Source organism: Bacteroides sp. OF04-15BH (genome assembly GCF_003477995.1).
In the GTDB taxonomy this organism is placed as follows: domain Bacteria; phylum Bacteroidota; class Bacteroidia; order Bacteroidales; family Bacteroidaceae; genus Paraprevotella.
In genome coordinates, this window is sequence record NZ_QUEM01000031.1 from 21363 (window position 1) to 46708 (window position 25346).

A 25346-nucleotide genomic window follows, 5' to 3' on the forward strand; every position below is an offset into this window, starting at 1 on the left:
TAATATCCTAAAGTTCTCTGTTAGCGGTATAGTTTCTCCATTTCTCCAGCAACTGTTTCATGTCGTCCGGCAGCTCGGAGGTAAAGAACATCTCCTTGCCGGTGGTAGGATGGACAAATCCCAACGTCAGCGCGTGGAGTGCCTGGCGCGGACAGATTTCAAAGCAATTGTGAATGAAATGCTTGTATTTGGCGAACTGAGTGCCTCGCAGAATCTCATTGCCGCCGTAGCGCTCGTCGTTGAAAAGCGTATGTCCCAGGTGCTTCATATGGGCGCGTATCTGATGCGTGCGTCCGGTTTCGAGTACACATTCCACCAGGGTTACGTAGCCAAAACGTTCCAATACCTTATAGTGAGTCACGGCATGCTTTCCGATGCCGGAGTCGGGTGGGAAGACGGCCATCTGCATGCGGTCTTTCGGATTGCGGGCTATGTTGCCCTCGATGCGTCCGCTGTCTTCGTCAAAATTGCCCCACACCAGTGCATTATAAGTGCGCTTGGTGGTTTTATTGTAAAACTGGTTTCCCAGATGAGTCTTTGCATCGGGTGTCTTGGCGATAACCAGCAGACCCGAGGTATCTTTGTCGATGCGGTGCACCAGTCCCACGGTCGGATCATTCGGGTCGTAATTCGGATCATCCTTCAGATGCCAGGCGATGGCATTGACCAGTGTGCCCGTGTAGTTGCCGCATCCCGGGTGTACGACCAGTCCCGGCTGCTTGTTGACCACCATCAGGGCATCGTCCTCATAGACAATCTCAATCGGAATGTCTTCCGGAATAATCTCGTTTTCATATTTGGGATGATCCAGCAGGATGGTGATGACGTCGCCCGGTTTTACCTTATAGCTGCTTTTGACGGGCACGTCGTTCACACGGATATATTCCTGTTCGGCAGCTTTCTGTATTCTGTTGCGCGATGTGTTGAACAGGTGCTCCATGAGGAACTTGTCAATGCGCATCGCTTTCTGTCCTTTGTCCACAGTGAGGCGGTGGTGCTCATAAAGAGTGTCTTCAGCATCCAATTCCGAATCGTTTTCTATTTCCGGATATTCAAAATCTTCCATGTACGTTTTTGTTGAGGTACTCTTTCGTTAATGTGCATCAAAATTCAAAGCCGGCAGGATCACTGCTTTCGGCGTCAGACGAAACCGGCATGTCTGTGTAGATTCCCAGAGAGTCGATAATGTCCAGACTGTCGGAGTAGTCTTCCATGTTGCCGCTTCCCACCTGCAGGATAATGCGTGAGTCAACAGGCAGACGGTCGCCGGCATAGACCATGCGGCCGTTATACTTCACTCCGTAGACCCAATCCTTTTCGCCTTCAATCAGCTCATGCGGTCCGATCTTGAATCCCAGGGAACGAAGGCGGGCTTCCGCCTCGCGCACCGAACTGTTGTCCGCAATGTCCGGCATAGGAATTGTGGGTGTGCTGGTCGTATTGATGATCAGATAAATGGCATGCCCCGACTTGACTTTGGACCCCGGTGCCGGCATCTGTTCCAGAACAGCGCCCGGAGGGCTGTTGCGGTTGTAGCTGGAGTCGGCAATGACGGCATCCAGTCCGGCCTGGTTCAGGGTATAGCGTGCATCACTCACTCCCTGTGCCTTGACATCCGGCACCTGAATAATCTCTCCGTGGTGCGTATAATGTTCCAGGCCTTTCCATACTCCGATGGCCAGAGCGCCCAGCAGGGCGGCCATGCCCAGCAGATTGGCCCAGATGATGGGAGCCGTGATCTTCTTGAAGAATTCTTTTATTGTCATAAGAATGCACTTTGATTGATTTTTCAAAGATAGTAATTAAAAACAAAAAAGAAGTAAAGTCGCCTTTACTTCTTTTTGTTCTTTCTTAAAACAGTGGTTGATTATTTGCCATGTTTTTCGTCTGATACTGTTAACTTCTTGCGACCCTTTGCACGGCGAGAAGCTAATACTTTACGACCGTTGGCAGTTGTCATTCTCTGACGGAAACCATGCTTGTTCTTTCTCTTTCTGTTGTGAGGTTGGAATGTTCTTTTCATTGTAATATGCTTTTTTTGTTATAATTCATCCTACGTAACGGGGTGCAAAAATAGAGACTTTTTTTTAATAAAGCAAGAGATAACTCATTTTTACACAAAAGTTTTGTGTTTTTTTCTAGAAATCAATTAACTTTGTGGCGACTTTTATAGGAATTAAGATTCAAATCTAGTATAAATATAGAAAAAAAGACCTTATGATTAATTCACAAGACATTAAAATTGGAACTTGTATCCGTTTGGATGGCAAATTGTATTTCTGCATCGAGTTTTTGCATGTTAAGCCAGGAAAGGGTAACACCTTCATGCGTACCAAGCTGAAAGATGTAGTAGACGGCTACGTACTGGAGCGTCGCTTCAATATCGGTGAGAAGCTGGAAGATGTACGTGTAGAGCGTCGTCCTTACCAGTACCTGTACAAGGAGGGTGATGACTATATCTTCATGAATCAGGAGACTTTCGAGCAGATTCCTATCGCTCACGACCTGATCAACGGTGTAGACTTCATGAAGGAAAGCGAAATCGTAGAAGTTGTTACTGATGCTTCTTCAGATACAGTTCTGTTTGCAGACGTGCCTACTAAGGTTGTTTTGAAGGTTACTTACACTGAGCCGGGCCTGAAGGGTGATACTGCAACCAACGCTACCAAGCCTGCTACTGTAGAGACCGGAGCTGAAGTACGTGTTCCTTTGTTCATCAACGAAGGTGAGACTATCGAGGTAGACACTCGTGACGGTTCTTATCTGGGACGCGTAAAATAATTCGCTTACTTAATTTCAACATTTATAAAAATGAATAATAAGTGGCTTTTGCCATTTGTTATTCATTTTTTTTGCTACCTTTGTCTGATACGTGATATTAATGACTGATCTATGAAGTATTCTTTGATAATTCCTGTTTATAACCGGCCTGATGAAGTGGACGAACTGTTGGACAGTCTCTGCCGACAGACGCATAAGGACTTTGAGGTGCTGGTGGTAGAGGATGGTTCGCAAAACAAGTGCGAACAGGTGGTACAACAGTATGCTTCCAGCTTGAATGTTCGTTATTTTTACAAGGAAAACTCCGGTCCCGGACAGACACGCAACTATGGTGCGGAGCGGAGCCAGGGAGAGTTCCTCCTGATATTGGATTCTGACTGTGTGCTTCCGCCGGAATATATTCAGGCCATTGATGAAGAGCTGCTTCGTCAGGATGCAGACGCTTTCGGAGGTCCGGACCGTGCACACGAATCTTTCACCCCCATACAGAAGGCGATTAATTACGCCATGACCTCTTTCTTCACAACCGGTGGTATCCGGGGTGGAAAAAAGAAGATGGACAAGTTCTATCCGCGCAGCTTCAATATGGGAGTGCGTGCTGAGGCTTACCGGGCTTTGGGCGGATTTTCCAAGATGCGCTTCGGAGAGGATATTGATTTCAGCATCCGGATTTTCAAGCAAGGCTATGCGTGCCGTCTGTTTCCCGAGGCATGGGTCTGGCACAAGCGCCGCACGGACTTGAAGAAATTCTTCAAGCAAGTGCATAATTCGGGCATCGCGCGCATCAATTTATATAAGAAATATCCCGAATCCCTGAAGCTGGTACACCTTTTGCCGGCCGTATTTACGGCAGGAGTGGGCCTGTTGCTTCTGTTGCTGGTTGTGGGACTGGTTTTGCTGGCCGTGCCGTCGTGTGTCGCAGTGGCACCCTGGCTGATAGGCATTGCCTGTGCGCCGTTGCTTTGCTTTGCCCTGCTGATATTCCTCGATGCTTCCGTGCAGAACAAAAGTCTGTATATCGGTTTGTTGGCCGTAGGAGCATCCTTTATCCAGCTTACCGGTTACGGCAGCGGTTTTCTGAGAGCCTGGTGGCAGCGTTGTGTGCGCGGCAAGGACTCGTTCAGTGCGTTTGAAAAGACCTTTTATAAATAAGCGGCAATCATGGAGCAGGGCAGACTGAATATCAAGCAATGGGCCGAGGAAGACCGTCCACGGGAGAAACTCGTGGCCAAGGGAGTGGAAGCACTTTCGAATGCAGAGTTGCTGGCCATCCTGATCGGCTCGGGAAATACCGAAGAGTCGGCTGTGGAGCTGATGCGCCGTCTGCTTGCCGATTGTGGAAACAGTCTGAATGCTCTGGGAAAGATGTCGCTCGACGAACTGACCGGGACGGTGTCTCAGAGTGAGGAAGGCCGGGTGCGTCCGGTGCGCCGCTATAAAGGGCTGGGTGTGGCCAAGGCCGTTACGATCATGGCTGCCTGTGAACTGGGCAAACGGCGCATGCAGGAAGAAGTAGCCGAGCGGAAGCAGATACGCAGCAGTGAGGATCTGTACCGCTATTATCTGCCTCTGATGCAGGATTTGCAGCATGAAGAATGCCATGTGCTGCTTTTGAACCAGGCATGCCGGATTCTGGAAAATGTGCTGGTGAGCAAAGGAGGGCTTACGGAAACGGCGGTGGATATCCGTCTGATTCTGCGCATGGCCCTGTTGCGTCAGGCCACGGTGATAGCCCTCTGTCATAATCATCCTTCGGGCAATGCACGCCCTAGCGGTGAAGACAACCGCCTGACCGACCGTCTGGCGAAAGCCTGCAAGATGATGAACATTCATTTTCTGGATCACGTCATTGTGACCGATGGAAAATATTACAGTTATAGAGACGAAGGAACGATAATATAAAATACGATAGAAAGATTATATATGGAAGAAAAGCAGACACCGACAAAGTTGGAATTGGAAGAAAGAATCATCGAAGTTTTGAAAACGGTTTACGACCCGGAAATACCGGTCAATATTTACGATCTGGGTCTGATTTACAAGATAGATCTTTCGGATGATTTTGATCTGGTGGTAGACATGACCCTGACGGCTCCGAACTGTCCGGCTGCAGATTTTATCATGGAAGATGTGCGCATGAAGCTCGAAGGCATCGAACATATAAAGTCAGCCACAGTGAATCTGGTGTTCGAGCCGGAGTGGGATAAGGATATGATGACCGAAGAGGCAAAAATGGAACTAGGATTTTTATAATGAAGAATATCTATTTTCTTTCAGACGCTCATCTGGGGAGCCGTGCCATCCCTCATGGGCGAACCCAAGAGCGCAGGCTGGTCCGCTTTCTGGACAGCATCAAGCACAAGGCCATAGCCGTTTACCTGCTGGGAGACATTTTTGACTTCTGGTATGAGTATAAGATGGTTGTGCCGAAGGGCTATACCCGTCTTTTGGGAAAGATCAGTGAGCTGACCGACTTAGGCGTGGAGGTTCACTTCTTCATTGGCAACCACGACATCTGGTGCGGCGATTATCTGCAGCAGGAGTGTGGGGTAATTCTGCATAAGGAACCGGCCACCGTGGAGTGGGGCGACAAGGTGTTTATGCTGGCTCATGGCGACGGTCTGGGCGATCCGTCAAAGAAATTCAAGATGTTGCGCAGTATTTTCCACAATAAATTGTGTCAACGCCTCTTCTCTGCCCTGCATCCGCGTTGGGGTATGGAGTTTGGTCTCTCGTGGGCCAAAAACAGCCGCATGAAGCATGAGCGCGAGGGAGGAGAACCGCCTTATATGGGCGAGGATAAGGAATATCTGGTGGTGTATGCCAAGGAATATCTGAAGACACACGCCGATATCAACTACTTTATCTTTGGCCATCGTCACATTGAGCTCGATCTGATGCTGAACCGGAACAGCCGGGTGTTGATTCTGGGCGACTGGATCAGTCAGTTCACCTATGCCGTGTTCGACGGCGAGCACCTTTTCCTGGAGAATTACATCGAAGGAGAAACAGAGCCTTGATAAGAGAAGGCTTTTTAAAACAGCAAGGGGCTGTAGCGATATTTCCCGCTACAGCCCCTTGCTTGTTTGTTCGTTGAAAAAAATGATGCTGATAAAATGGAAAAAACATCAGCATCATTTTACAAATTCATCTCAATGAAATTTTTGAATGGTTTCTGCGGATGGGGAAAATAATTGGTTAATCACTATTGTCTACTAAAAACGGACAAGGTTAAAAATTAAATAAATTCGGTCCACTTGAATCATATCGGTCTTTGACATTTTTGAATTTCAATTTGTTGAACAAGTCACTGAGATGTGTTTTGTTAGTCAGAGAGATTCCGAAAATTTGGAGACTTCATAGAAACTGCGTCCTAATTTCATATCGTGTTGGACTATTGTAACTAAACAGTAAGTAATTATCGCGCAATATATTTGTATGCGTACAGCGTTTTCCGATGCTCCCCAAAAATTCTTAACTATTCATTTGAGGAATAGTTCAACACTCCATCTGTTTCGATAAAGCGATTACATTAACTCCGCAGATGCGCCAAGATTATTCGTCAGGAATATGTATCGTGTACCGTCTTCTGGATCCTCAACGATGAGTTTTCTAAGTTCTTCGGGGTAATCCTTAGAACTTTTATAAACCATAAAGCTTCCGATTACATCCGAAACTACATCTTTCGGCAATCTTCGTTTCCCGGTTTTAGGTTTGATTCGTAAATTTGTTTTGGCTTGTACAACAAAGAAAGTACCTATGCGATTTATTATATTAAGGTTGCTGAAATCGTTATATCCTCGGTCGAAGATGTAATGTGTTCTAGATTCGTATGGAATCTCAGGCATAGCCTTTGAATCGTGAATATTGGCAGGTGTAATATGTACAAAAGTAGATACTTCTGTTTCAATATCGTAGAGCGTATACAACTTTATTCCGTCTTTATGTTTGCGAAATTTAGCCCATTCAAACACTGACAGGCATAGATCAATCGTTGTAGAGCCAAATACATAAACATGACCGTCAAATTCGAATATTTTATTGATTCTATTCTTGCAGGTCTCGGCAATCATGAATGTTGCATACTCTTCGAAGATGCGGTAGTTACGTTGCTTATTAGTCTTACTAAGATTGTCCCACACTACAGACTTCCCGATTCTGAGATGGTAAAGTTTTCCGGTATGAACTTCCATAGTTGCAACTAAATTTCAGACGCTTTCTCGATTGGATAGCTGACCGAACATCATCGTAAGTAGTTGATTCCAATAGGTATAGCTCTTGATATACTTGTCGTATTTATACTCCTTTATGAGATAGTTGAAGTGATTGCGGTCAAGAATTCGGATTAATTGAGCAAAAGCGAACTTGTCTTTATGCATAATAGTCTGATTGATACCGCAAAAGTAATTTCAAATTCGTTGACTCCCAAAATATCTATAGCAAATTGAATTTCAAATATTTCAAAGGACTTTCCTAATTTTTTAGTGGACACTAATGTGTAAATATATAAAATGAAAATACGGGATTCATGTCATTCTGAATCCCGTATTTCCATTTACACAAAATATTTTATACTGTCAACAAACTTACAGTGTAACTGGGAATTACACGTTATTACACCAATTGTGTCTTGCTATCTTGATATAGTTTTTTCAATCGCCATACTGACATGTCAATAAGCGGTTCAAACATAAAGCTGTTTATGTGAATGTTTTCAGGTGTAATCATATTGACCTCTTTTAACAGCAGATGGATATCGTGGGATGGAGAACAAAGTTTGCTGAATTTCTTTGTAAGTTCAAAAGTTTGGTTTGAGGCAATGCCGTTGTAGAATGCACTGAAATCACCACTTTCCATCACCTCCTTTAATTTGGCAATCATGTAATCTTCCGCTTTTAACCTAGCGGCAGCCGAAAGGACTATCTTATTCTCAATGTTGATTTCATCTAAAGTCATCTGTGGTTGGCAAAGGGTTTCTGCCGTATTATAAATATATTCCTTGATGTTTATATCTGTTTGTACGGTTGGCATATTCTGCATATCAACATTTCTCGTTATTATTTGCTTAATGTCATTCACGGTCAAATTTGCCGTCTCGTTTTTAACATGAAGACAGGATGTCAAATTAAAATAATCGCTCTTTGGCTGACCTGTAGTAATGTCTTTTGTGTATTCAATCAAGTTGCGAGCAAGCGGAATCATGGAGATAAAGAACTCTGGTCTATCCGCCTTGCCCTTTATGTATTTGAACGGATCTTTCAAATACTCGGCAGGATGGAATTTGATTTCTTCATTAGTATCCTTGTAGGCCATGTAGATACTATTTCTCTTTATCCCTAACCGAGAGGCTATGGTGCGATAAAAATCAAAATTGTGTGTCAGTATGATTAGCTTAAAACGATTGTCTCCTTTTAAGTCGCAGAGATATTCCACCATTGCGTATTTGTTCTTGTAGTCATAAGAATCGGAGATATCGTCAAACACAAGCAGATGCTCTTGCCCACCGTCTTTTTTCATCTTTTCGATAGCGAAGAGCAGTTGTAGTGTATAGAACGCACGCAGTTCTCCTTTACTTAGTACGACTTCTTCCAGCACCTTCGACTCAACCTCTTTTTGTCCGGCTGGAGTACGATATTCAAACGACAAGGCAGCAGCCTCCTCGTTGAGCAAGAGATCGGTCTGGTTTTTGATTTTTACTGTGAAAGGGACAGAAAATCTACGATTGAAGATGCTTATAGTTTCTTCCCATGCAGTTCTTTGCTCTGCTGCCTGCTGAAGCACGGAGTTCAATATGGGCTTAGAGTCTTGGTAAGCCGTGAGCAGGTCTTTGGCCTTGTCGATGAATTTGGCAAAATACCCCTTCCACACTTCTCTGTGGAAGTTATCGTAGTCGAGCAGTTTTTCCACCAAATCTGGATGAGTCTCAATTATTCGTTTTAATTGGCGTACGACCTCGTTGGCACTAGCCTTTTTATCAATCTTTTCGAAAGCCTTTTTGACTGACTTGTCGTTTAATATGGTAGACAGTTCATCATTTATCAAAGTAGTAAGTGAATCAATGGAATCGATAGTTGTCTTGCCATCCCCCAATACAATCTTATGACTCACCTCGAAAAATGCATTGTCTGATACGGATTTGGACAACTCTGTGGCTTGATAAGTTCCGAATGTCTTACCGTTGCTTTGCTTAAACAGTTTAGATGATTGTAATATAGCTTGGTACTTTTCTGAATAGTCTTTCAAAGCTTCCTTATTGTCTTCAATGAACTTTTTGACCTTGCCTTCTTTGTCAAAAATGTCGTTATACTTGAATGCATAGCAGGGATTGTTCCCATCAACATCTCCCATCACATACTCAAACTTTTCATAAAAAAGGCTTGGCTTTCCATCACAGAATGTTCGGATAAACTCCAAAACGATATCCGAGCTTATTGCAAAGTTGCTGATATCTTTGAACAATGCCTTCTGCTTTTCCGACAGGCTCTTCAGAATATTGTCATATTGCTGCTTTAATACACTGTCTGCAAGAAACGATGTGATGTTTTTCGGTGTTTCGGAATCAGGTTCTTCACAATTGGAAACATATAGCGAAGCTGGCAATACAACATTGTCCTGTTCGTCCTTAATTTCTATAATTCCGTCTATGTCAGCTACTACATCTTTCACCTTGTCGACCTTTCCTTGTCCATACAGTTGTATAGTTTTTGCAAATGATGTCTTCATCAGACCGTTGGGAGCATATATAAGAGCCACATTCTCACCAGCAAAATTTAGCTTTTGTGAGAGTTTTACAATGCCAAAACAATGTTCTAAATTTATGTTTAATATATTCATAGAATGTAAAAATAATTAATCGCCGTTGTATTCGAAGATAAAGCATACACATATTCTATTAAAGAATTCCATATAATCTTCATCGATTATCTTCCATTTTCCGATTTTGTGTCCTCCAACACGAGCAATCTTTTTCTATTCTTGAAGACGTTTTAAATGTTTCTGAACTTGACGCCTTGATACGCCCATGCTCTCAGACATTTGTACTGCGTTGACTTGAGGATTTTGGGATATTAGTTTATAAATCTGAGGATTCGCTTGTACGAACTCTTGTATAAAAGGTGTGTCATCAGGAGTAATTTCTTCAATGACTTCATTCTCGAAATTCAAAATCCACAGTATCACATGAATTTCCGATGCATTTGACTGAAATTCAGGAATATGATAATTGGGTAGTTTCTCAAACCATTGGCAAGGTGGAAACACTTTTGAACTAGCTTTTAGGCCGTCTGACCTCAAGCACCTGTTTCTTGTTGTAAGCTGTCGCTTCGTTAATATCTAAATCTATTGTATTCGACATTTATTTGTTAATTTTAAATTAGAATTATAGCATACTCTTATTCTATGGGTTTAATCTTGGATTCAATAAAGTCGATTTCTTCGGTTGTTAAACCATATTTTGCATAGAGCTCTGCATCTGTCCAAGATCTTGAAAAATCTTGTATTGGAACAAATGAATAAACTTTTTGCATCGCATTTTGAGTTATTTTAACAATAGAAACTAACAGATGGAACAATTTTGTTTGCATATAAGAAACAACATGTTCTGCAGTTTGCCTGCTATCATATGGACCTATGACTAGGTATGTCTCTGTGCAACAAGAGCCTGGTTCTACAATAAATGGTGTAATCCAATCTACTTTACAGTCTCCAATGCCCCAAGCTTTAGGTATTAATATTTTATAGGTATCTATCCACGCTACATTTTTCCTAACGGTTTCTCGTTTAATATAACCAATTCCATATTTACGCCATCCATTATAATAAAAATTAATACTTCCATCAAATGGGGTTAGTGCAAAATTTGGTTTCACTCGCTTATAACTATTATTTTCCCTAATATCATAACCAAATGGATCATTTGCGCTAATTATATCTGAAAAACTACGCTCATTGAAACTTTGTATTTTCCGTAAAATATCAATAACTTTACTATCTCTTATAAATATCTCTGAATTTTGCTCACGCATTGGACGCTCTACTGCACTAATATCATTTCCATTATGCGTTACTATGTTGCATAAACCCTCTTCATCATTATTTCTTAAGAAATAGCTCACACCGCCTTTAATTTCAACTCCGGGGAAACATTCTGAAGCGTTCGGATAGTCGTGCAAAATTCTAATATGTTTATCATTAAGCATTTTATTCCTGAATTCCTCCAATCCTCGGCCTCCAGTAAACCAACGTGAGGGAGTAATGATGCAAGTATACTTGGGAGATAAAGTAAGCGCAGCATCAACAAAATAGTTATAAATAGCAGGTGCACTTGATCCCATTCCTCCTCCATCGTTTCTTTGATATGGAGGATTACCAACGATGACATCAAATTTCATATCTGTTAATTGTTTTATTATCTCATTATTATTTTCGTCAATCAAGTCATACGACGTAAAATCGGCATAGATGTTTTCAACCGGTATTCCGAGTAGCGAGTAAACCTTGCGCGTAAATTCGTAGGCTAAGGTAGAGGTCGTAATTGCATATAATCTCTGTTTGACCTTCTCGCCAAATCTTCGATACAACGCAACGGAAAACTCGCCCTCTTTGGAGGCTATATCGAGGAATTTAGCATCAGCTTTTTCGCTTAACTCATCAAAAGGCAGGATAGCTACCATCTCGTCAGCGACTTTCGCAGGGGTAACTATCTCTGAATCGGACAAACGTCCGAACCTTCGCATGGCAATCTCTACCCGCTCCATGGGGCGAAGTGCGGCGTCTCGGATTAGATCATTAGTATTCTCGATTTTATAGTCGAGATCATGCAAAATAAACGGATTGCTCTTCTCCTGGATTACCTCCAGAACCTTTCTGTCCAGGCCGAGGTGGTTGGCGATTCGCCGGTTATCCGACGTCTGTGGAATTGCAGCAATCATCTCCTCCAACGATTTGACAGTTGAATCCGTCAGGAAGGCAAAGAAAAGAATACGCGCATAATAGGCGGCACAAGCCGTTTGTCGAGTTTGTCGTCTTCCACTGCCGGGTTCGGCCGATCGGGGTGTTGATTGGGTTGATCTGTCGGTTCAGCATCTCTGTTCCCAGTTCCTTCCGGTGTATCGGGTGTGTCAGGCGTATCAATATCATCACCATTACCCTCTGTCGGTTTTATCTGGAGACCATTTTTTGCATCGATGGGAGCAATCTCCCGCAGAACATTGAGTAGCTCAGTGTCTTCCAATAGAATACTGTCGGTTGGAATTTCCGATGCCTCGTCCAATACGCTGCGGTTTCTGGAATATTCGCGAACCGCATCCGTAATATTGGTCGGAGTCGCTTCCTGCAACTTATGTTTGTTCAGTACGATGATAGGAGAGATTGTCAACTCTTTTGCGATACGTTCTCTCAAGCCTGCATTACCCTGAACCTCTGTATTGACATTGTAGAACTGCGATTTCAACTCCTGCAACCGGAACAGGCGATTCGGATCGAAGTCTACCAATAATGTCTGCGGCTTCATGTTGTACTTGATGGTTCGGCCGTTTTCATCCTTGAAGGTGGTAACGTATTGATTCTGCAGACGGAATATTGCCTGATCGTATTCCTGCGGAGATGACGTTCCCTTGAGGTAAAGCATCGTGTCCCATTGCGGCACGGTTGTTCCTGTCAGCATCCGGTTAACGGTCAATGTCAGTGTCTTGCGGCCATTCTCTTCACAAGTCTTTATCTTCCCTTTGACAATATCCGTAGTCGCGTATCTGCGCTCTTCGTCAAAGCCGGCTATGTTGATAACCTCGTAATTGCATAGATTTTTGAATCGGTCTTTTTCTCGTTGAATCAATGCCGCCATGGCATCGCAGGAGGCACGGAAAGGCAACACGACAACAATATGGCGGCACATCTTACCATCCTTTATTTTGTCGTAATCGAGAAAGCCGAGCAGATTCTCATCCTCTTTCGTACCGTCGATTACCTCCAGCAAATCCAGAATCTCGGGTTCGTGTAAAAATTGCCGATGGCTGCCGTTTCTTTTAGTTGTCATCGACTGAGGTCGGAACAACTCGGAAAATGCGTAGGTAATGCCATTTTTACGTAATTCCTCCATCTTTTTTACGGAAGAGGCATTCGGATTGAACGCAAAGCGAATCATCTGTGGAAATCCATAATAAGGATTGTCCCATTCGTTGCAGTCATCCTCTTTGAGATGTTCGTCGTCCCACTGCTTCTGAGCGTCGATAATGTCCGTAAACTGAACAAAGGCAATGATGTCTTCTTTTTTGAATTCATCGCTCATCAAAATACGGTATGGCGTACCGGAAAGATGTATGCGAATCTTTGTATCCAATGCTTTTACAGCTTCGTCCACCTGCTCGAGCGTTTCAAAGCCGTCAATATTTTGCAGCTCTTTCTCAATCTGTGATTTGCTGAGATTATATTGTTGCAAGACCTTTCCGTAGGAAGCGCCACGAGCTCCGAAATGGGTTTCATCAACGATCAGCAAATCAATCTGATGTTCAAAAACCTCTTTGTGCTTTGCCTTGATTCCTTCCCCTTGCAGATCTTGTAATGTCAAGAATAGTGCGACCTTATCTCCGGCAGCGAGAGTATCGGCAACAATAGTTTCATTACTATTTAATGACGCACTGTCCAGAAACTTGTAGCCAGCAAAGTAAACGTGGCTCTCAACAGTCTTTTTCCATTCTTGTTTTACGTCTGCCTTAGCTGAAACGACGACCACAATTTTCGCGTCCATCTCTTTGGCACAGCACATAGCCGTGAAAGACTTACCGAATCGCATTACTGCATACAGCAACAGATTGGTGCGACCGGCAGCTATAGCATTTTTGAAGTTTTCAATAACCTGCTGCTGATTGGCTCGTGGAGGATAGCTATCCGTTCGTTCGTAGGTAAGTGTTTGAGGTAAGCGGTCAGGAGAATAGAACTGATATTTGCCGTTTTTCTCTCGTGCGCTTTGATATATGTCCGATATAGCCTCTTCCAGATCAGCGGTTGTAGCCCCTTCGAAGAACTCCTTTGAATAGTAAGGCAGATGCCCAAACGTATCCGGCAGCAACCGTCTTCTGCCTTTTTCCTGTTCCAGAAAAGTATGGACAGCAAAATCACGAAAAATAGTCTCATTGTTTATCTGTGCCGAATGTTCGTACTGCTGTATCAGATTTGGGAAAATCTTTCTCCATTCGTCCAGACGGACACGCACTCCTCGGGCCGTGTCACCGACCTTCAGATAGTTTGGAACCGTTTCGGTAGAGAAGGCATATATATGTGGCTCAACCCGCCCTACAATCAGGCCATCGAGAAGAGCAGTGTTTATTTTTAGATTTGCGTCTGCCATACTATTTTTCTTTTTTTAACAATGAAATAAAAGTCAGTGTTTTATTGCTGTTCCAATCCATAATCTTGCAATAGGTGCCATTATGTTTGTGAATATTGCCTTTCTGACAACCTTTACACTCTTGAATCGTTACTTTCGAATCAAACAGGTCCTGGACTGTTTGTTGTACACTATGGCAGCTTCCCGGAATTACTCCTTTCAAACCGTCCATCTGCCAAATATTCCATGAGATGATGGAAGCAATATTTTGCAACGATTTGAGTTGTGGCTTTTTGCCAAACTTTGCTTTGTAATAGTCTATGAAAGTATACAAAAGAGATTCCCGAGCAAGAAAAAGATTATCTCCCTGCCATTCGTAACCATAAACACTCATAAAGGCCGACTGGGCAGCTTTTAGCCATTCGCTTGACGTCTGCGTATTTTCCCCGACGATGCGAAGTTTTCTATCAAGTAATCCTATCCTTCTTTCTATCGGGATAGGTTCTCCAGTTACGGAATCATATCGGCTCACCAGATAGGGAGCCTCTCCACAGGTAATTTCAAGGCGATTCTCATTGATGTAATCATGCCAAGTTTTACCTTCAGGAAATATGATTTTCTTATCTGAAGGGATCCACGAATGTGAACCGTCAGGATTATCCACCTCTATATTAAATACATTTTCCCGTCCAAACCAAGTATTGTCAATCAAGTTATTTTGCTTGTTACAGATCCATGACGGTGTGAAAACTTCTGCCATTTCACGACTACGTTGCTGTTGCATTTCACGGCTTTTGACAGCCCGAGGCTTGATTACCTCTCCATTTTTGCCAGTAATAGCCTCTAAAGTTATTTGATCGCTATACTGATAGCCAACACCCAAATCGGCATAATTGTTTGTCGCCCAAAAAATATTAACTTGACTATTTTCTGAACTTAAAGTGCGATCTATGAGCAACATTGATAGCAGATTGGGGGATTGTTCAAAAATTTCATTTTCGCATATGTCTATCTGTAACAGATTCATATATTATGTATTTTTAACATCTTAATTACCGTTTCAGCGCACCTCTTAACTAAAGTAATTATTCTATATCATAATTAAAATCAGCCTCAATAAGATCTTTAATATCTACTTTAAGTAGTTGGGCAATCTCAACAAATTGGGCCATTGATGGCTGTACCTTATTAGTTTTCCATCGTGAAACAGTCATATCTGTGACACCCATTTGTTCTGCCAACCAGCGATTAGTTATTTCTTTTTCAGCCAAAATTACACGCAACCGATTTGAGCATTCTATTTTCGCCATATTGTTTCATGTTATGTTAACAGTACAAAGTTACACATAAAATGATAATCATCAAAGCAATCTGATAATAATATCATTATATGAGATTTAATAATTGATAAACATTAGTATTTATCTGTTTTCTCTGATTACTTGAAACAGATGTGTGGAAAGTATCTGCCAAATAAAAAATCTATAACTTTGCTTTCGGCTATTATAAGCCTCCATTTAATACAGTTGATGAAATAACACAAAAAAAATGATTATGAATACAGCTTTAAAGTTTGCAGTATTGCCTGTTCTTTTCTTCGGGCAGTCACTTGGTATGGTAGCCCAGACCGACTGGTATAATCCTATGGTTGATTCATTGTTGCCCATTCACGGAAGAGCCTGGAACACGGAAACTGGAAAATACTATCAGCGTCTGCCGCAGCGGGCCAAAGAATTAGTCCGTAAACCAGTGTGGAATCTGTCGTTGCAGACCGCAGGACTCTATGTGAAGTTTTATACCAATGCTCCGAATATTCAGGTGAAATATCAGGTTACAGGGGGATACTCGCTGCCCCACATGCCGGCAACAGGAGTGAGTGGAGTGGATCTTTATACGATGGATTGCAACGGCAAACAGTATTGGTGTGCTGCCAACTATCAGTTTGGCGATACGGTCCGTTATACGTATAACAATCTGACTTATCACAATACGCACGACAAGGGCAATGAGTTTACTCTGTATTTGCCGCTTTACAACGGAGTAAAGTCCTTGCAGATAGGTGTGCCCGAGGGAAGTCGTTTTGACTTTGTACGTCCGTCGGTCGAAAAGCCTGTTGTGGTATACGGAACTTCCATTGCGCAAGGTGCATGTGCTTCGCGTCCCGGCATGGCCTGGACCAATATCTTACAGCGTAAGCTGGATATGCCTGTCGTTAATCTGGGCTTTTCGGGGAACGGGCAGTTGGATGAGGAGTTTTTCCGCCTTCTGGCCGAAGTGGATGCGGCAATGTATGTGATAGACTGTATGCCTAATATGACGGGCGACCGTGTGGCACTTATCCGTCCGCGTCTGGAAAACGGTCTCCGTATCTTGCGCAGCAAGAGCAAGGCACCTGTTCTTCTGGTAGAACATGATGGATATATGGGCTTTTATGCTTCGGATAAGAGAGGAGAGGACTTTCGTCAGACCAATGAGCAGTTGCGTGCCGTGTACGATTCGATGAAGGATGAGGTCGGGAATCTGCATTATCTTACGTTTGACGAACTGGCACTGTCTATGGACAGTCAGGTAGACGGTGTGCATGCCACTGACTTGGGGATGCAGCAGTATGCCGATGCTTACTATAAGAAGATTGCCGGTATCCTTTTTCCGGAACAGAACCGATTATCATTTGTTCCGAGCAGACAGCACCGCGATTCTTTCACATATCAGTGGGCGAAGCGGCACGATGAAATTCTGGAATATAATGCAACGGCCCAGCCCGAAATCGTGATGTTGGGAAATTCTATCACTCATTTCTGGGGAGGACTGCCTTATGAGAAACGGCGGGTGGCCGATGATGTATGGCAAAAACTGTTCAAAGGCAAGTCGGTTGTGAATCTGGGTTACGGATGGGACCGGATTGAGAATATACAGTGGCGGGTGCTGCATGGAGAGCTGGACGGTTTTCGGGCGCAGAAGATATTTATGATGTTGGGTACCAATAATCTGGATATGAATACGGACGAACAGATCATTCAGGGGATTAAGGAAACTGTCGCACTGATTGCCCGAAAACAGCCGCAGGCCAAGCTGTATGTGGTTAAGATTCTGCCGCGCAGAAACTATGAACAACGGTTGGTTACTCTGAATGCCGGACTTGAGCAGGCTTTTGTGGGCAATGCTTCTGTTCAAGTGCTCGACCTGTCGGAGACGCTTACGGGTAAAGACGGGAAAATAAACGAGAAACTGTTCTCGGACGGTCTTCATCCCAATCATGAAGGGTATAAACGGATTGCGAATGAATTGAAGCCTTATGTGAAGTAACAACGAGGGGATGCCAAAACTGGCATCCCCTCGCTATATATTCAGGTTCTTATCTGAAAATTACTTCTTCAGCAGCTCCATAGTGTCGGTAGCGATCATCAACTCCTCGTCAGTTGGGATTACGCAAACGGTAACCTTACTGTTCTCGGTAGAGATGATAGCCTCTTTGCTGCGTACCTTGTTCTTCTCCATGTCGAGTTCTACACCCAGGAAGCCCAGAGTCTTGCAGACACCTGCACGTGCAGTAGCCTGGTTCTCACCAACACCACCAGTGAACAGGATTACGTCTACACCGCCCATAGCAGCTGCATAGGCACCGATATACTTGGTGATGCGGTAGAAGTACATGTTTTCGGTACGGATAGCCAGATCCTCGCCATTAGCTACAGCGTCTTCCAGCTCACGCATATCGCTTGAACGCTTGAACATACCCAGCACACCGCTCTTCTTGTTCAACAGGTCAGAAGTCTGGTCTGGAGTCAGGCCTTCCTTCTTCATGATATACAATACGGCACCGGCGTCGATGTCACCGCTACGGGTACCCATCATCAGTCCTTCCAGCGGAGTCATACCCATACTGGTATCGATGCACTTACCGTCCTTGATAGCAGCGATAGAACCACCGTTACCGATGTGGCAAGTGATGATCTTAGAACCTTCAACCGGAATGTTCAGGTATTCGCAAACGCGCTTAGATACATAGCGGTGAGAAGTTCCGTGGAAACCGTAACGACGTACACCATATTTCTCATACAGTTCGTAAGGAACCGGGTACAGGTATGCGTGCTCCGGCATAGTCTGGTGGAATGCAGTATCGAATACGGCAATCTGAGGAACCTGTGGCATCAGCTTTTGTACAGCATAGATACCCTTCAGGTTGGCCGGGTTGTGAAGCGGACCCAGGTCGCAGCACTCTTCGATGGCGTTGATAACGTCCTGATTGATGACTACAGACTCGCTGAACTTGCTTCCTCCGTGGAGTACGCGGTGGCCTACTGCCTCGATTTCGCTCAGGTCTTTTACAACACCGAACTCAGCATCTGTCAGTACGTCGAAGATCATCTGAACACCGCTGGTGTGCTCCTGAATAGATCTTTCGATGATTTTCTTTTCGCCGTTAGGCAAAGTCAGTTTCAGGAATGAATCAGGCAAACCGATTTTCTCGATACCGCCCTGTGCCAAAACTTCCTTTGAAGGCATCTCAAACAGTTTGTACTTGATAGATGAGCTGCCGCAGTTTAAAACCAATATCTTCATATCAATATATAAATAAGGTGGGGGAATTCTTTTTATTTCTGCTCTTTTGCTGCAATTGCCTGATTAGCGGTGATGGCTACCATGGTGTAAACATCCTCGATAGAGCAACCGCGTGACAGGTCGTTCACCGGACGGGCGATACCCTGAAGGATCGGGCCGATAGCTTCGGCATTACCCAGACGCTGAACCAGCTTGTAAGAAATGTTACCTACTTCCAGATTTGGAACAACCAATACGTTGGCATGTCCGGCAATCAGAGAACCCGGAGCCTTGCTGCTTCCTACTGATGGAACCAGAGCTGCGTCGGCCTGCAATTCACCGTCGATGCTCAGACCCGGAGCCAGTTCGCGGGCGATGCGGGTAGCTTCTACCACCTTGTCTACAACTTCATGCTTGGCAGAACCCTTGGTAGAGAAACTCAACATGGCCACTTTCGGATCGATACCTGCTACTGCTTTTGCAGTCTCGGCAGTACAAACGGCAATCTGTGCCAGCTGGTTGGCATCCGGAACCGGAGTTACAGCTACGTCACCCATTACCAATACACCGTTCTTTCCGTAGTTAGGAGCCTTGGTCAGAAGAAGCATGGCACCAGATACACAAGTCACACCCGGAGCAGTCTTGATGATCTGCAAAGCAGGACGCAATACATCACCGGTAGTGTTGCGGGCACCGGCCAACTGACCGTCTGCATCGCCGGCTTTAATCATCAGGCAGCCGAAATACAACGGATCGAGTACTTTCTTGCGTGCCTCTTCGATGGTCATACCTTTCTTCTTGCGGAGTTCGCAAAGCAGTTCGGCATATTCTTCCTTCTTTTCTGAAGTTTCCGGATCGATGATGGTTGCCTTGTGGATGTTACCCAATCCCCATTTCTTGGCAGCCTCTTCGATTTCGGCTACATTACCCAGGATAATCAGTTCAGCTACCTCGTCGGTCAGAATCTGGTTGGCAGCTTTCAATGTACGTTCTTCTGTTCCTTCCGGAAGCACGATGCGCTGTTTGTTTGCCTGTGCACGTGCTACAATTTCTTTGATCAAGTCCATATCTGTTGTTTTAGAATACTTTCTATTTGTAATATCAACTTTGCAAAAATACGCATTTTTCGGTAAAGTAGCCTAACAAAAAGAATTTTATTTTTTGAGAATCTTCTAGATTTGATAAAATCTTCCTATTTTCGTTTTCCTAATTCATAAACAAGCTGATTCATGGCACTTTCTTTTCACACTCTTTCATTGGATGATCGCGATTTGATCCTCAAATATACCCGAAATGCAGATCTGCAGAATTGCGATCTGGCTTTTGCCAATCTCTATGCCTGGCAGTTCCTTTATCAGACCGAGGTAACCGAATGGAACGGTTTTCTGCTGTTCCGTTTTTATGCCGACGGGCATCTGGCTTATCTGATGCCCTTGGGACAGGGAAACTGGCGCGAGGTGATTGAACTGATGCATCAGGATGCCTGCTTGTTGGGCCATCCGCTGCTGATTCTGGGGGTGACGGAAGAGATGAAGCATTATATTCAGGGAATCTGTTCCAGCAAGTTTGTCATCAATCCGAATCGGGAGTATGCCGATTATATCTATCTGCGCGAGAATCTGGCTACTTTGGCCGGCAAGAAATTACAGCCCAAGAGAAACCATACGAACAAATTCCGCCGCCTTTATCCCGATTATGAGTATCGTCCGCTTACGCGCGAACTGATTCCATTATGCTTGCAACTGGATGAAGAATGGGCGGCGCTGAAAACCGTTCCGGGCGAACAGCGTGCCGTAGAATCTGAAAAGAAAGCCATCCGTCGGGCTCTGGAGCATTTCGAGGAGCTAGGGATTATTGGAGGTACACTTTTTGTGGATGGCAAACTGGTGGCTTTCACTTACGGCGCTCCGATCAATGATTCTACTTTTGATGTTTGTGTAGAGAAGGCGGATACCACTTATGAGGGGGCTTACGCCATGATCAATCAGGAATTTGTGAATCATTTGCCGGAACAGTATCGTTATATCAATCGGGAAGAGGATCTGGGCATCGAGGGCTTGCGTAAGGCGAAACTGTCGTATATGCCCCATCAGGTGCTGATGAAATACAGCATGTGGTCGTCCTGCTCGTTGCAGGGGAAATGTGCCTGTGAGATGCGGAGTGATGACGAACTTCATGTGGAGTGGCAGACGCGTGCGCTCTGGAAACTCTGTTTTGGGGATAGTGATTCGTTTTTGGATTTGTTCTTTTCCAAGAAATACAAGCCTCAGAACAATAGCTTTATCCGTAAGGACGGCAAGGTGGTCAGCGCCTTGCAACGCTTGCCGTATCGCATGAATTATGCGGGGCTGGATGTGGCGGTGGCTTATGTGGCCGGTGCTTCCACTTTGCCGGAGCAGCGCGGCCGCGGGCTGATGACACAGTTGCTGGCCGAAGCGCATGAGCGCATGTATCAGGAGGGTAAGGTGTTTTCTCTGTTGATTCCGGCCAATGAGGGACTAGTGGACTTTTATGCCCGTTCGGGGTATGCTTGTTGTTCCGGAGTGGAGGACACTGAGGACAGGCATTCTGTATCTTCGTTGTCTGTGTCTTGCGAAGATCCTGTGCAGATTTCAGATGAACTTCGTGAAGAGATGGCGGATTTTATGGAGCAGGCTTATCGGCGCATGCCGGCAGCGGTGCTTCATGATGCGGACGACTTGCAGGTGATTTTGCAGGATCTTTCGGATAGCGGCGGCCGGGTATGGATGGCACGAGGCGAAAGCAACAACCGGCTTTGTGGGGTATTGTTGGTCCTGCCGCAGGATAAGGGTTGGCTGGTTAAGGAATGCCTGGCCACGGACAGGACTGTAGCTGCCCGAATGAAAGAAACGGCACAAAAAGAACTCTGCCCGGAAAAGGAACTGGCCGAGGAAACATACTGCACCCAGATTAAGGTGATTCGTGTGTCTGACGCCTTGAAACTTTATGCGCGAGTGCATCCGGAGGCTGATTTTACTCTGGAAGTAACGGAGGACAGCCTGTCGGGAAATGCCGCTCCTGCGACTTATCTGATTCGCGGCGGTCAATGTACCCGGCTGGAAACGTGTGGACCGGCAGACTGTCGTTATACCGTAGAAGAGTTGCCACGGTTGCTTTTCGCACAGGGCGGTCCGTATATGCGGCTGATGCTGAACTGATATCCGGAGTGGGGCAGATCACTCCACTTTGTATTCGGTGAGGATACGTTCCAGTTCCTCGGCAGTGAGGCGCAGCTGGAAGTTTCCTTTGAAGGCGATGGAGATACCGCCGGTCTCTTCGGATACGATGATGGACAGGGCATCTGTCTCCTGGGAAATTCCCATGGCTGCACGATGGCGCAGTCCCAGTTCCTTGGGGATATTCATGCTGTGGGATACCGGGAGGATGCAGCCGGCTGCCTTGATCCGTTTGTGGCTGATGACCATGGCACCGTCGTGCAAGGGGCTGTTCTTGAAGAAGATGTTCTCGATGAGGCGCTGGTTGATCTGGGCGTCAATCATTTCGCCCGAACGGATCACATCGTTCAGCGGCAATTCCCGTTCCAGCACGATCAGGGCACCGACTTTTTGCTTGCTCATACTCATGCAGGCCATGACTATCGGCATGATGTCTTCGTTGTTGGTGCTTTTTATCTTATGCTTGCCCTTGATAAAGTGCAGAATGTTGCGCACTCGTTTATGGGCACCGATGGTGTAGAAGAATTTCCGGATATCCTCCTGAAAAAGAATAATCAGTGCCAGAGCACCTACGCTGACCAGCTTGTCGAGGATAGAGCCCAACAGCTTCATTTCCAATATCTGGGAAATGAAAATCCAGAATACCAGAAATACCAGAACACCGAAAAACACATTCAGTGAGCGTGACTCCTTCATGACTTTATAGGCATAATAAAGGATGAGGGCCACCAGAAAGATATCAATAAGATCTTTTATTCCGAAATTGAAGAACATTGGTTGTACTCTTTAATCAGTTTGATGACTTCGGTACACGCTTTTACATCGTGTACGCGTAATATATGGGCGCCTTTCAGCAGGGCCAGGGTATGCAGCACTGTGGTGCCGTTGAGTGCCTGTTGCGGGTCGGTTTCCAGCACCTTGTAAATCATGGATTTGCGCGAAACGCCTACCAGAATGGGGCATTCCAGAATGTGCAGGTCGTCCAGGTGGTGCAGCAGTTCGTAGTTGTGCTGTATGGTTTTTCCGAATCCGAAACCGGGGTCGATAATGATGTCTTTTACTCCGGCTGCTTGCAGAAAAGCTTTCTTCTTGCTGAAATACTCCAGAATCTCCTGCATGAGGTGCTCATAGTGAGGAGCCTGTTGCATGTTTTGTGGAGTGCCCTGCATGTGCATCATGATATATGGCACTTTGAGCCGGCTTATGGTGTCGAACATCTGGTCGTCCATCTCTCCTCCGGATATGTCATTGATCAAGGCTGCTCCATATTCTTCTACGCAGATCCGTGCAATCTCCGCGCGGAAGGTATCGACGGATACAGGCATCTGTGGGGCTACTTTATGAATGAGGGACAATCCTTTTCTCAGGCGTTCCATTTCTTCTTCTTGCGGGATATGGCTGGCATCGGAGCGTGAAGAATATGCTCCGATATCGATGATGTCGCCCCCCTCACGGACAATCTCCTCAATACGTGAGCAGATTTCCTGTTCGCTTTGCTTTCTGCTTGAGGAATAAAACGAATCGGGAGTGACATTGAGAATTCCCATGACGCGCGGAGTGGACAGGTCCATAATCCGGCCGTTCAGGTTGATTGTAGGCTTTATCGTTGGATTCATTTCTGTATAAACTGTCTGATAAAAAGATTTGATGTCGCAAAAGTACATAGAAATATTTTCTTTTCTGCTTCTGCAGAGGGGGTTTTTTGTGGATAATCTTTTTTTCTCGTGTAAGTTGCACTATCTTTGCGGGGTTAAAAATTAAGCACAAAATGGAAGTAGCTGCACTTTATGAAATTTTTAAGCAACATCCGAATATAACAACGGATAGTCGGAACTGCCCGGAAGGTTCTGTATTCTGGGCTTTGAAAGGGGAATCTTTTAATGGAAATGACTTCGCGGCCAAGGCCCTTGCGGCCGGATGTGCCTATGCAGTGGTGGATGAACCCGGAGCTGCCGATCTGTCCGACGAGCGCTATTTGCTGGTTGACGATAGCCTGAAGGCTTTGCAGGAACTGGCAAACTATCACCGCCGGCAGTTTCATATTCCGGTGTTGCAGATTACCGGAACCAATGGTAAAACCACAACCAAGGAACTGATTGCGGCTGTACTGGAACGGAAATATCAGGTGTTGTTCACCCAGGGAAATCTGAATAATCACATCGGTGTGCCGCGCACCTTGCTGCGTTTGAACGCTTCGCATGAAATTGCCGTGATTGAAACCGGAGCCAATCATCCGGGGGAGATCAAATTCCTGACGGATATCGTGGAACCGGATTATGGCTTGATTACGAATGTGGGAATGGCTCATTTGGCCGGTTTCGGCTCTTTTGAAGGAGTGAAGCGTACTAAGGGCGAATTATATGACTACTTGCGGAATACCGGAAAACCAGCGTTTGTTCATTGTCCGGATGAAAACTTGCAGGAGATGGCTGCCGGTTTGAAGCAGATTCCGTATGCTACGGAGCAGGCACCGGAGAATGTGCCTCAAGGCGAACTGGTGGGATGTGATCCGTTCCTGACTTTCCGTTGGAAATATCAGGGCAATGAGTTTGTCGTGCGTACCCATCTGGTAGGTAGCTATAACCTGGCCAATATGATGGCGGCCGTAGCCGTGGGATTGCATTTCGGGGTGGATTCTCAGGATATCTGTGCTGCTCTGGCAGAGTATATTCCGTCGAATAACCGTTCACAAATGCAGGATACGGCAGAAAATCATCTGGTGGTGGATGCTTATAATGCCAACCCGACCAGCATGAAAGCGGTTATTGAAAACTTCCGTCTGATGCAGAATGAGCCGAAATTGCTGATTCTGGGTGAGATGAAGGAATTGGGTGAGGCCAGTGTCGCCGAACATCAGAAAGTGGTGGATCAGTTGGTCAGCGCCGGTTTTGATAAAGTTTGGCTTGTAGGCGGTGAGTTTGAAAAGACAGAGAACCATTTCCGTCAGTTCCATCATGTAGATGAGGTGGTCGAGGAGTTGAAACAGAACAAGCCAAAAGGCTATTATATATTAATAAAAGGAAGTAACGGTACGAAACTGTTTACTTTGCCGGAATATTTGTAGACTTCAAGGGGGGGAGCTGAAGTGCGCTCCAACAATTGGATATTAAATGAACTTCTTTAATAGGGATGAGCTCGGTATGGTGCCGGGCTCATTTCTTTTTTTAATAGCTTTGGATGTATGCATTGAAAACGCTATCGGGATTTTTTGAAGGAGAGAATCTGCTTTTTACTCGAAAATCCTCAGGTGAGGATAAAAATAGAGAAAAACTTTTTGAAAGCGGGATAGGGTGTTTTTGCTCTTTTGTATGGGCTTTGGGGTTTCAAGGAGAACGTTTTTGTGACTGTTCTGTGATTTTTTGAAAAAAATATTCTTTTTTTTTTCTGCTCTTTGCTTAATTGTTAAAAGTATGTTTTACAGCATGTTATTTGGTAGATTCGGTATGTTTTTCTATCTTTGCAAAGATTTCCCCTTGAAAAATTCTTTGGAAAATATTTGGTGG

23 protein-coding genes are annotated in these 25346 nt (G+C 44.9%); 8 read left to right on the top strand and 15 right to left on the bottom strand.

Features of this window, described 5'->3' with window-relative positions; genetic code table 11:
- Nucleotides 1–7 precede the first annotated feature (7 nt).
- The 3 genes from DXA74_RS12650 to rpmH form a co-directional block, all read right to left on the bottom strand.
- Nucleotides 8–1066 carry an RluA family pseudouridine synthase gene (locus DXA74_RS12650; protein WP_118528176.1) on the bottom strand — a complete coding sequence of 353 codons (1059 nt, stop codon included), beginning with the start codon at nt 1064–1066 and terminating at the stop codon, nt 8–10.
- Between the two features lie 37 nt (nt 1067–1103).
- Entirely contained in the window at nt 1104–1766 is a 663-nt protein-coding gene (locus DXA74_RS12655; RefSeq protein ID WP_118528178.1) for a PASTA domain-containing protein, read from the bottom strand.
- Nucleotides 1767–1867: 101 nt separating this feature from the next.
- Complete coding sequence (gene rpmH, locus DXA74_RS12660; RefSeq protein WP_118528180.1) at nt 1868–2023, bottom strand: 50S ribosomal protein L34; 156 nt, start codon at nt 2021–2023, stop codon at nt 1868–1870.
- A gap of 194 nt (nt 2024–2217) precedes the next feature.
- Here rpmH and efp point away from each other — a divergent pair, with 194 nt between their 5' ends.
- From efp to DXA74_RS12685, 5 genes are all read left to right on the top strand, one after another.
- Nucleotides 2218–2781 (top strand): elongation factor P, encoded by a 564-nt coding sequence (gene efp / locus DXA74_RS12665; protein WP_118528182.1) that lies wholly within the window; start codon nt 2218–2220, stop codon nt 2779–2781.
- A gap of 111 nt (nt 2782–2892) precedes the next feature.
- Nucleotides 2893–3933: a glycosyltransferase gene (locus DXA74_RS12670; RefSeq protein ID WP_118528184.1), complete on the top strand. Its 1041-nt coding sequence runs from the start codon at nt 2893–2895 to the stop codon at nt 3931–3933.
- A 9-nt stretch (nt 3934–3942) separates the two neighbouring features.
- Complete coding sequence (radC, locus tag DXA74_RS12675; protein ID WP_118528186.1) at nt 3943–4683, top strand: DNA repair protein RadC; 741 nt, start codon at nt 3943–3945, stop codon at nt 4681–4683.
- Nucleotides 4684–4704: 21 nt separating this feature from the next.
- A complete protein-coding gene (locus tag DXA74_RS12680) occupies nt 4705–5034 on the top strand; it encodes a metal-sulfur cluster assembly factor (RefSeq protein WP_118528188.1) in 330 nt (109 codons plus the stop codon).
- Nucleotides 5034–5801: a UDP-2,3-diacylglucosamine diphosphatase gene (locus tag DXA74_RS12685; protein WP_118528190.1), complete on the top strand. Its 768-nt coding sequence runs from the start codon at nt 5034–5036 to the stop codon at nt 5799–5801. Before DXA74_RS12680 ends, DXA74_RS12685 begins: the two co-directional genes overlap by 1 nt.
- Nucleotides 5802–6308: 507 nt before the next feature.
- On the opposite strand, the gene DXA74_RS16610 is transcribed toward DXA74_RS12685, so the two are convergent.
- The 8 genes from DXA74_RS16610 to DXA74_RS12720 form a co-directional block, all read right to left on the bottom strand.
- On the bottom strand, nt 6309–6974 hold the full coding sequence (locus tag DXA74_RS16610) for a transposase (protein ID WP_233550540.1): 666 nt from the start codon (nt 6972–6974) through the stop codon (nt 6309–6311).
- 15 nt (nt 6975–6989) lie between these two features.
- Nucleotides 6990–7160, bottom strand: a complete 171-nt coding sequence (locus tag DXA74_RS16615; protein ID WP_233550541.1) for a DUF4372 domain-containing protein — start codon at nt 7158–7160, stop codon at nt 6990–6992.
- Between the two features lie 235 nt (nt 7161–7395).
- Complete coding sequence (locus DXA74_RS12695; protein WP_118528192.1) at nt 7396–9615, bottom strand: hypothetical protein; 2220 nt, start codon at nt 9613–9615, stop codon at nt 7396–7398.
- Between the two features lie 135 nt (nt 9616–9750).
- A complete protein-coding gene (locus tag DXA74_RS16875; RefSeq protein WP_370448510.1) occupies nt 9751–10041 on the bottom strand; it encodes a winged helix-turn-helix transcriptional regulator in 291 nt (96 codons plus the stop codon).
- Between the two features lie 131 nt (nt 10042–10172).
- The gene (locus DXA74_RS12705; protein WP_118528194.1) at nt 10173–11711 is read right to left on the bottom strand and encodes an Eco57I restriction-modification methylase domain-containing protein; all 1539 of its coding nucleotides are present in this window, start codon (nt 11709–11711) and stop codon (nt 10173–10175) included.
- Between the two features lie 29 nt (nt 11712–11740).
- A complete protein-coding gene (locus DXA74_RS12710) occupies nt 11741–14125 on the bottom strand; it encodes a DEAD/DEAH box helicase (protein ID WP_118528196.1) in 2385 nt (794 codons plus the stop codon).
- Nucleotide 14126: 1 nt separating this feature from the next.
- Complete coding sequence (locus tag DXA74_RS12715) at nt 14127–15131, bottom strand: restriction endonuclease subunit M (RefSeq protein WP_118528198.1); 1005 nt, start codon at nt 15129–15131, stop codon at nt 14127–14129.
- Between the two features lie 58 nt (nt 15132–15189).
- Nucleotides 15190–15414 (bottom strand): helix-turn-helix transcriptional regulator, encoded by a 225-nt coding sequence (locus DXA74_RS12720; RefSeq protein WP_027291200.1) that lies wholly within the window; start codon nt 15412–15414, stop codon nt 15190–15192.
- A gap of 244 nt (nt 15415–15658) precedes the next feature.
- On the opposite strand from DXA74_RS12720, the gene DXA74_RS12725 reads away from it, so the two are divergent.
- A complete protein-coding gene (locus DXA74_RS12725) occupies nt 15659–17410 on the top strand; it encodes an SGNH/GDSL hydrolase family protein (RefSeq protein WP_118528214.1) in 1752 nt (583 codons plus the stop codon).
- A gap of 60 nt (nt 17411–17470) precedes the next feature.
- Here the strand turns inward: DXA74_RS12725 and DXA74_RS12730 are convergent, their stop codons facing one another.
- Nucleotides 17471–18667: an acetate kinase gene (locus DXA74_RS12730; RefSeq protein WP_118528200.1), complete on the bottom strand. Its 1197-nt coding sequence runs from the start codon at nt 18665–18667 to the stop codon at nt 17471–17473.
- Nucleotides 18668–18699: 32 nt separating this feature from the next.
- Nucleotides 18700–19713 (bottom strand): phosphate acetyltransferase, encoded by a 1014-nt coding sequence (pta, locus tag DXA74_RS12735; protein WP_118528202.1) that lies wholly within the window; start codon nt 19711–19713, stop codon nt 18700–18702.
- 162 nt (nt 19714–19875) lie between these two features.
- Here pta and DXA74_RS12740 point away from each other — a divergent pair, with 162 nt between their 5' ends.
- A complete protein-coding gene (locus tag DXA74_RS12740) occupies nt 19876–21825 on the top strand; it encodes a GNAT family N-acetyltransferase (protein ID WP_118528204.1) in 1950 nt (649 codons plus the stop codon).
- Nucleotides 21826–21843: 18 nt separating this feature from the next.
- On the opposite strand, the gene cdaA is transcribed toward DXA74_RS12740, so the two are convergent.
- Both cdaA and folP read right to left on the bottom strand, forming a co-directional pair.
- Entirely contained in the window at nt 21844–22617 is a 774-nt protein-coding gene (cdaA, locus tag DXA74_RS12745) for a diadenylate cyclase CdaA (protein ID WP_118528206.1), read from the bottom strand.
- Nucleotides 22596–23459, bottom strand: a complete 864-nt coding sequence (gene folP, locus DXA74_RS12750) for a dihydropteroate synthase (RefSeq protein ID WP_118528216.1) — start codon at nt 23457–23459, stop codon at nt 22596–22598. Before folP ends, cdaA begins: the two co-directional genes overlap by 22 nt.
- Nucleotides 23460–23611: 152 nt before the next feature.
- Here folP and murF point away from each other — a divergent pair, with 152 nt between their 5' ends.
- Nucleotides 23612–24907: a UDP-N-acetylmuramoyl-tripeptide--D-alanyl-D-alanine ligase gene (gene murF / locus DXA74_RS12755; RefSeq protein WP_118528208.1), complete on the top strand. Its 1296-nt coding sequence runs from the start codon at nt 23612–23614 to the stop codon at nt 24905–24907.
- The last annotated feature ends 439 nt before the right edge of the window (nt 24908–25346 follow it).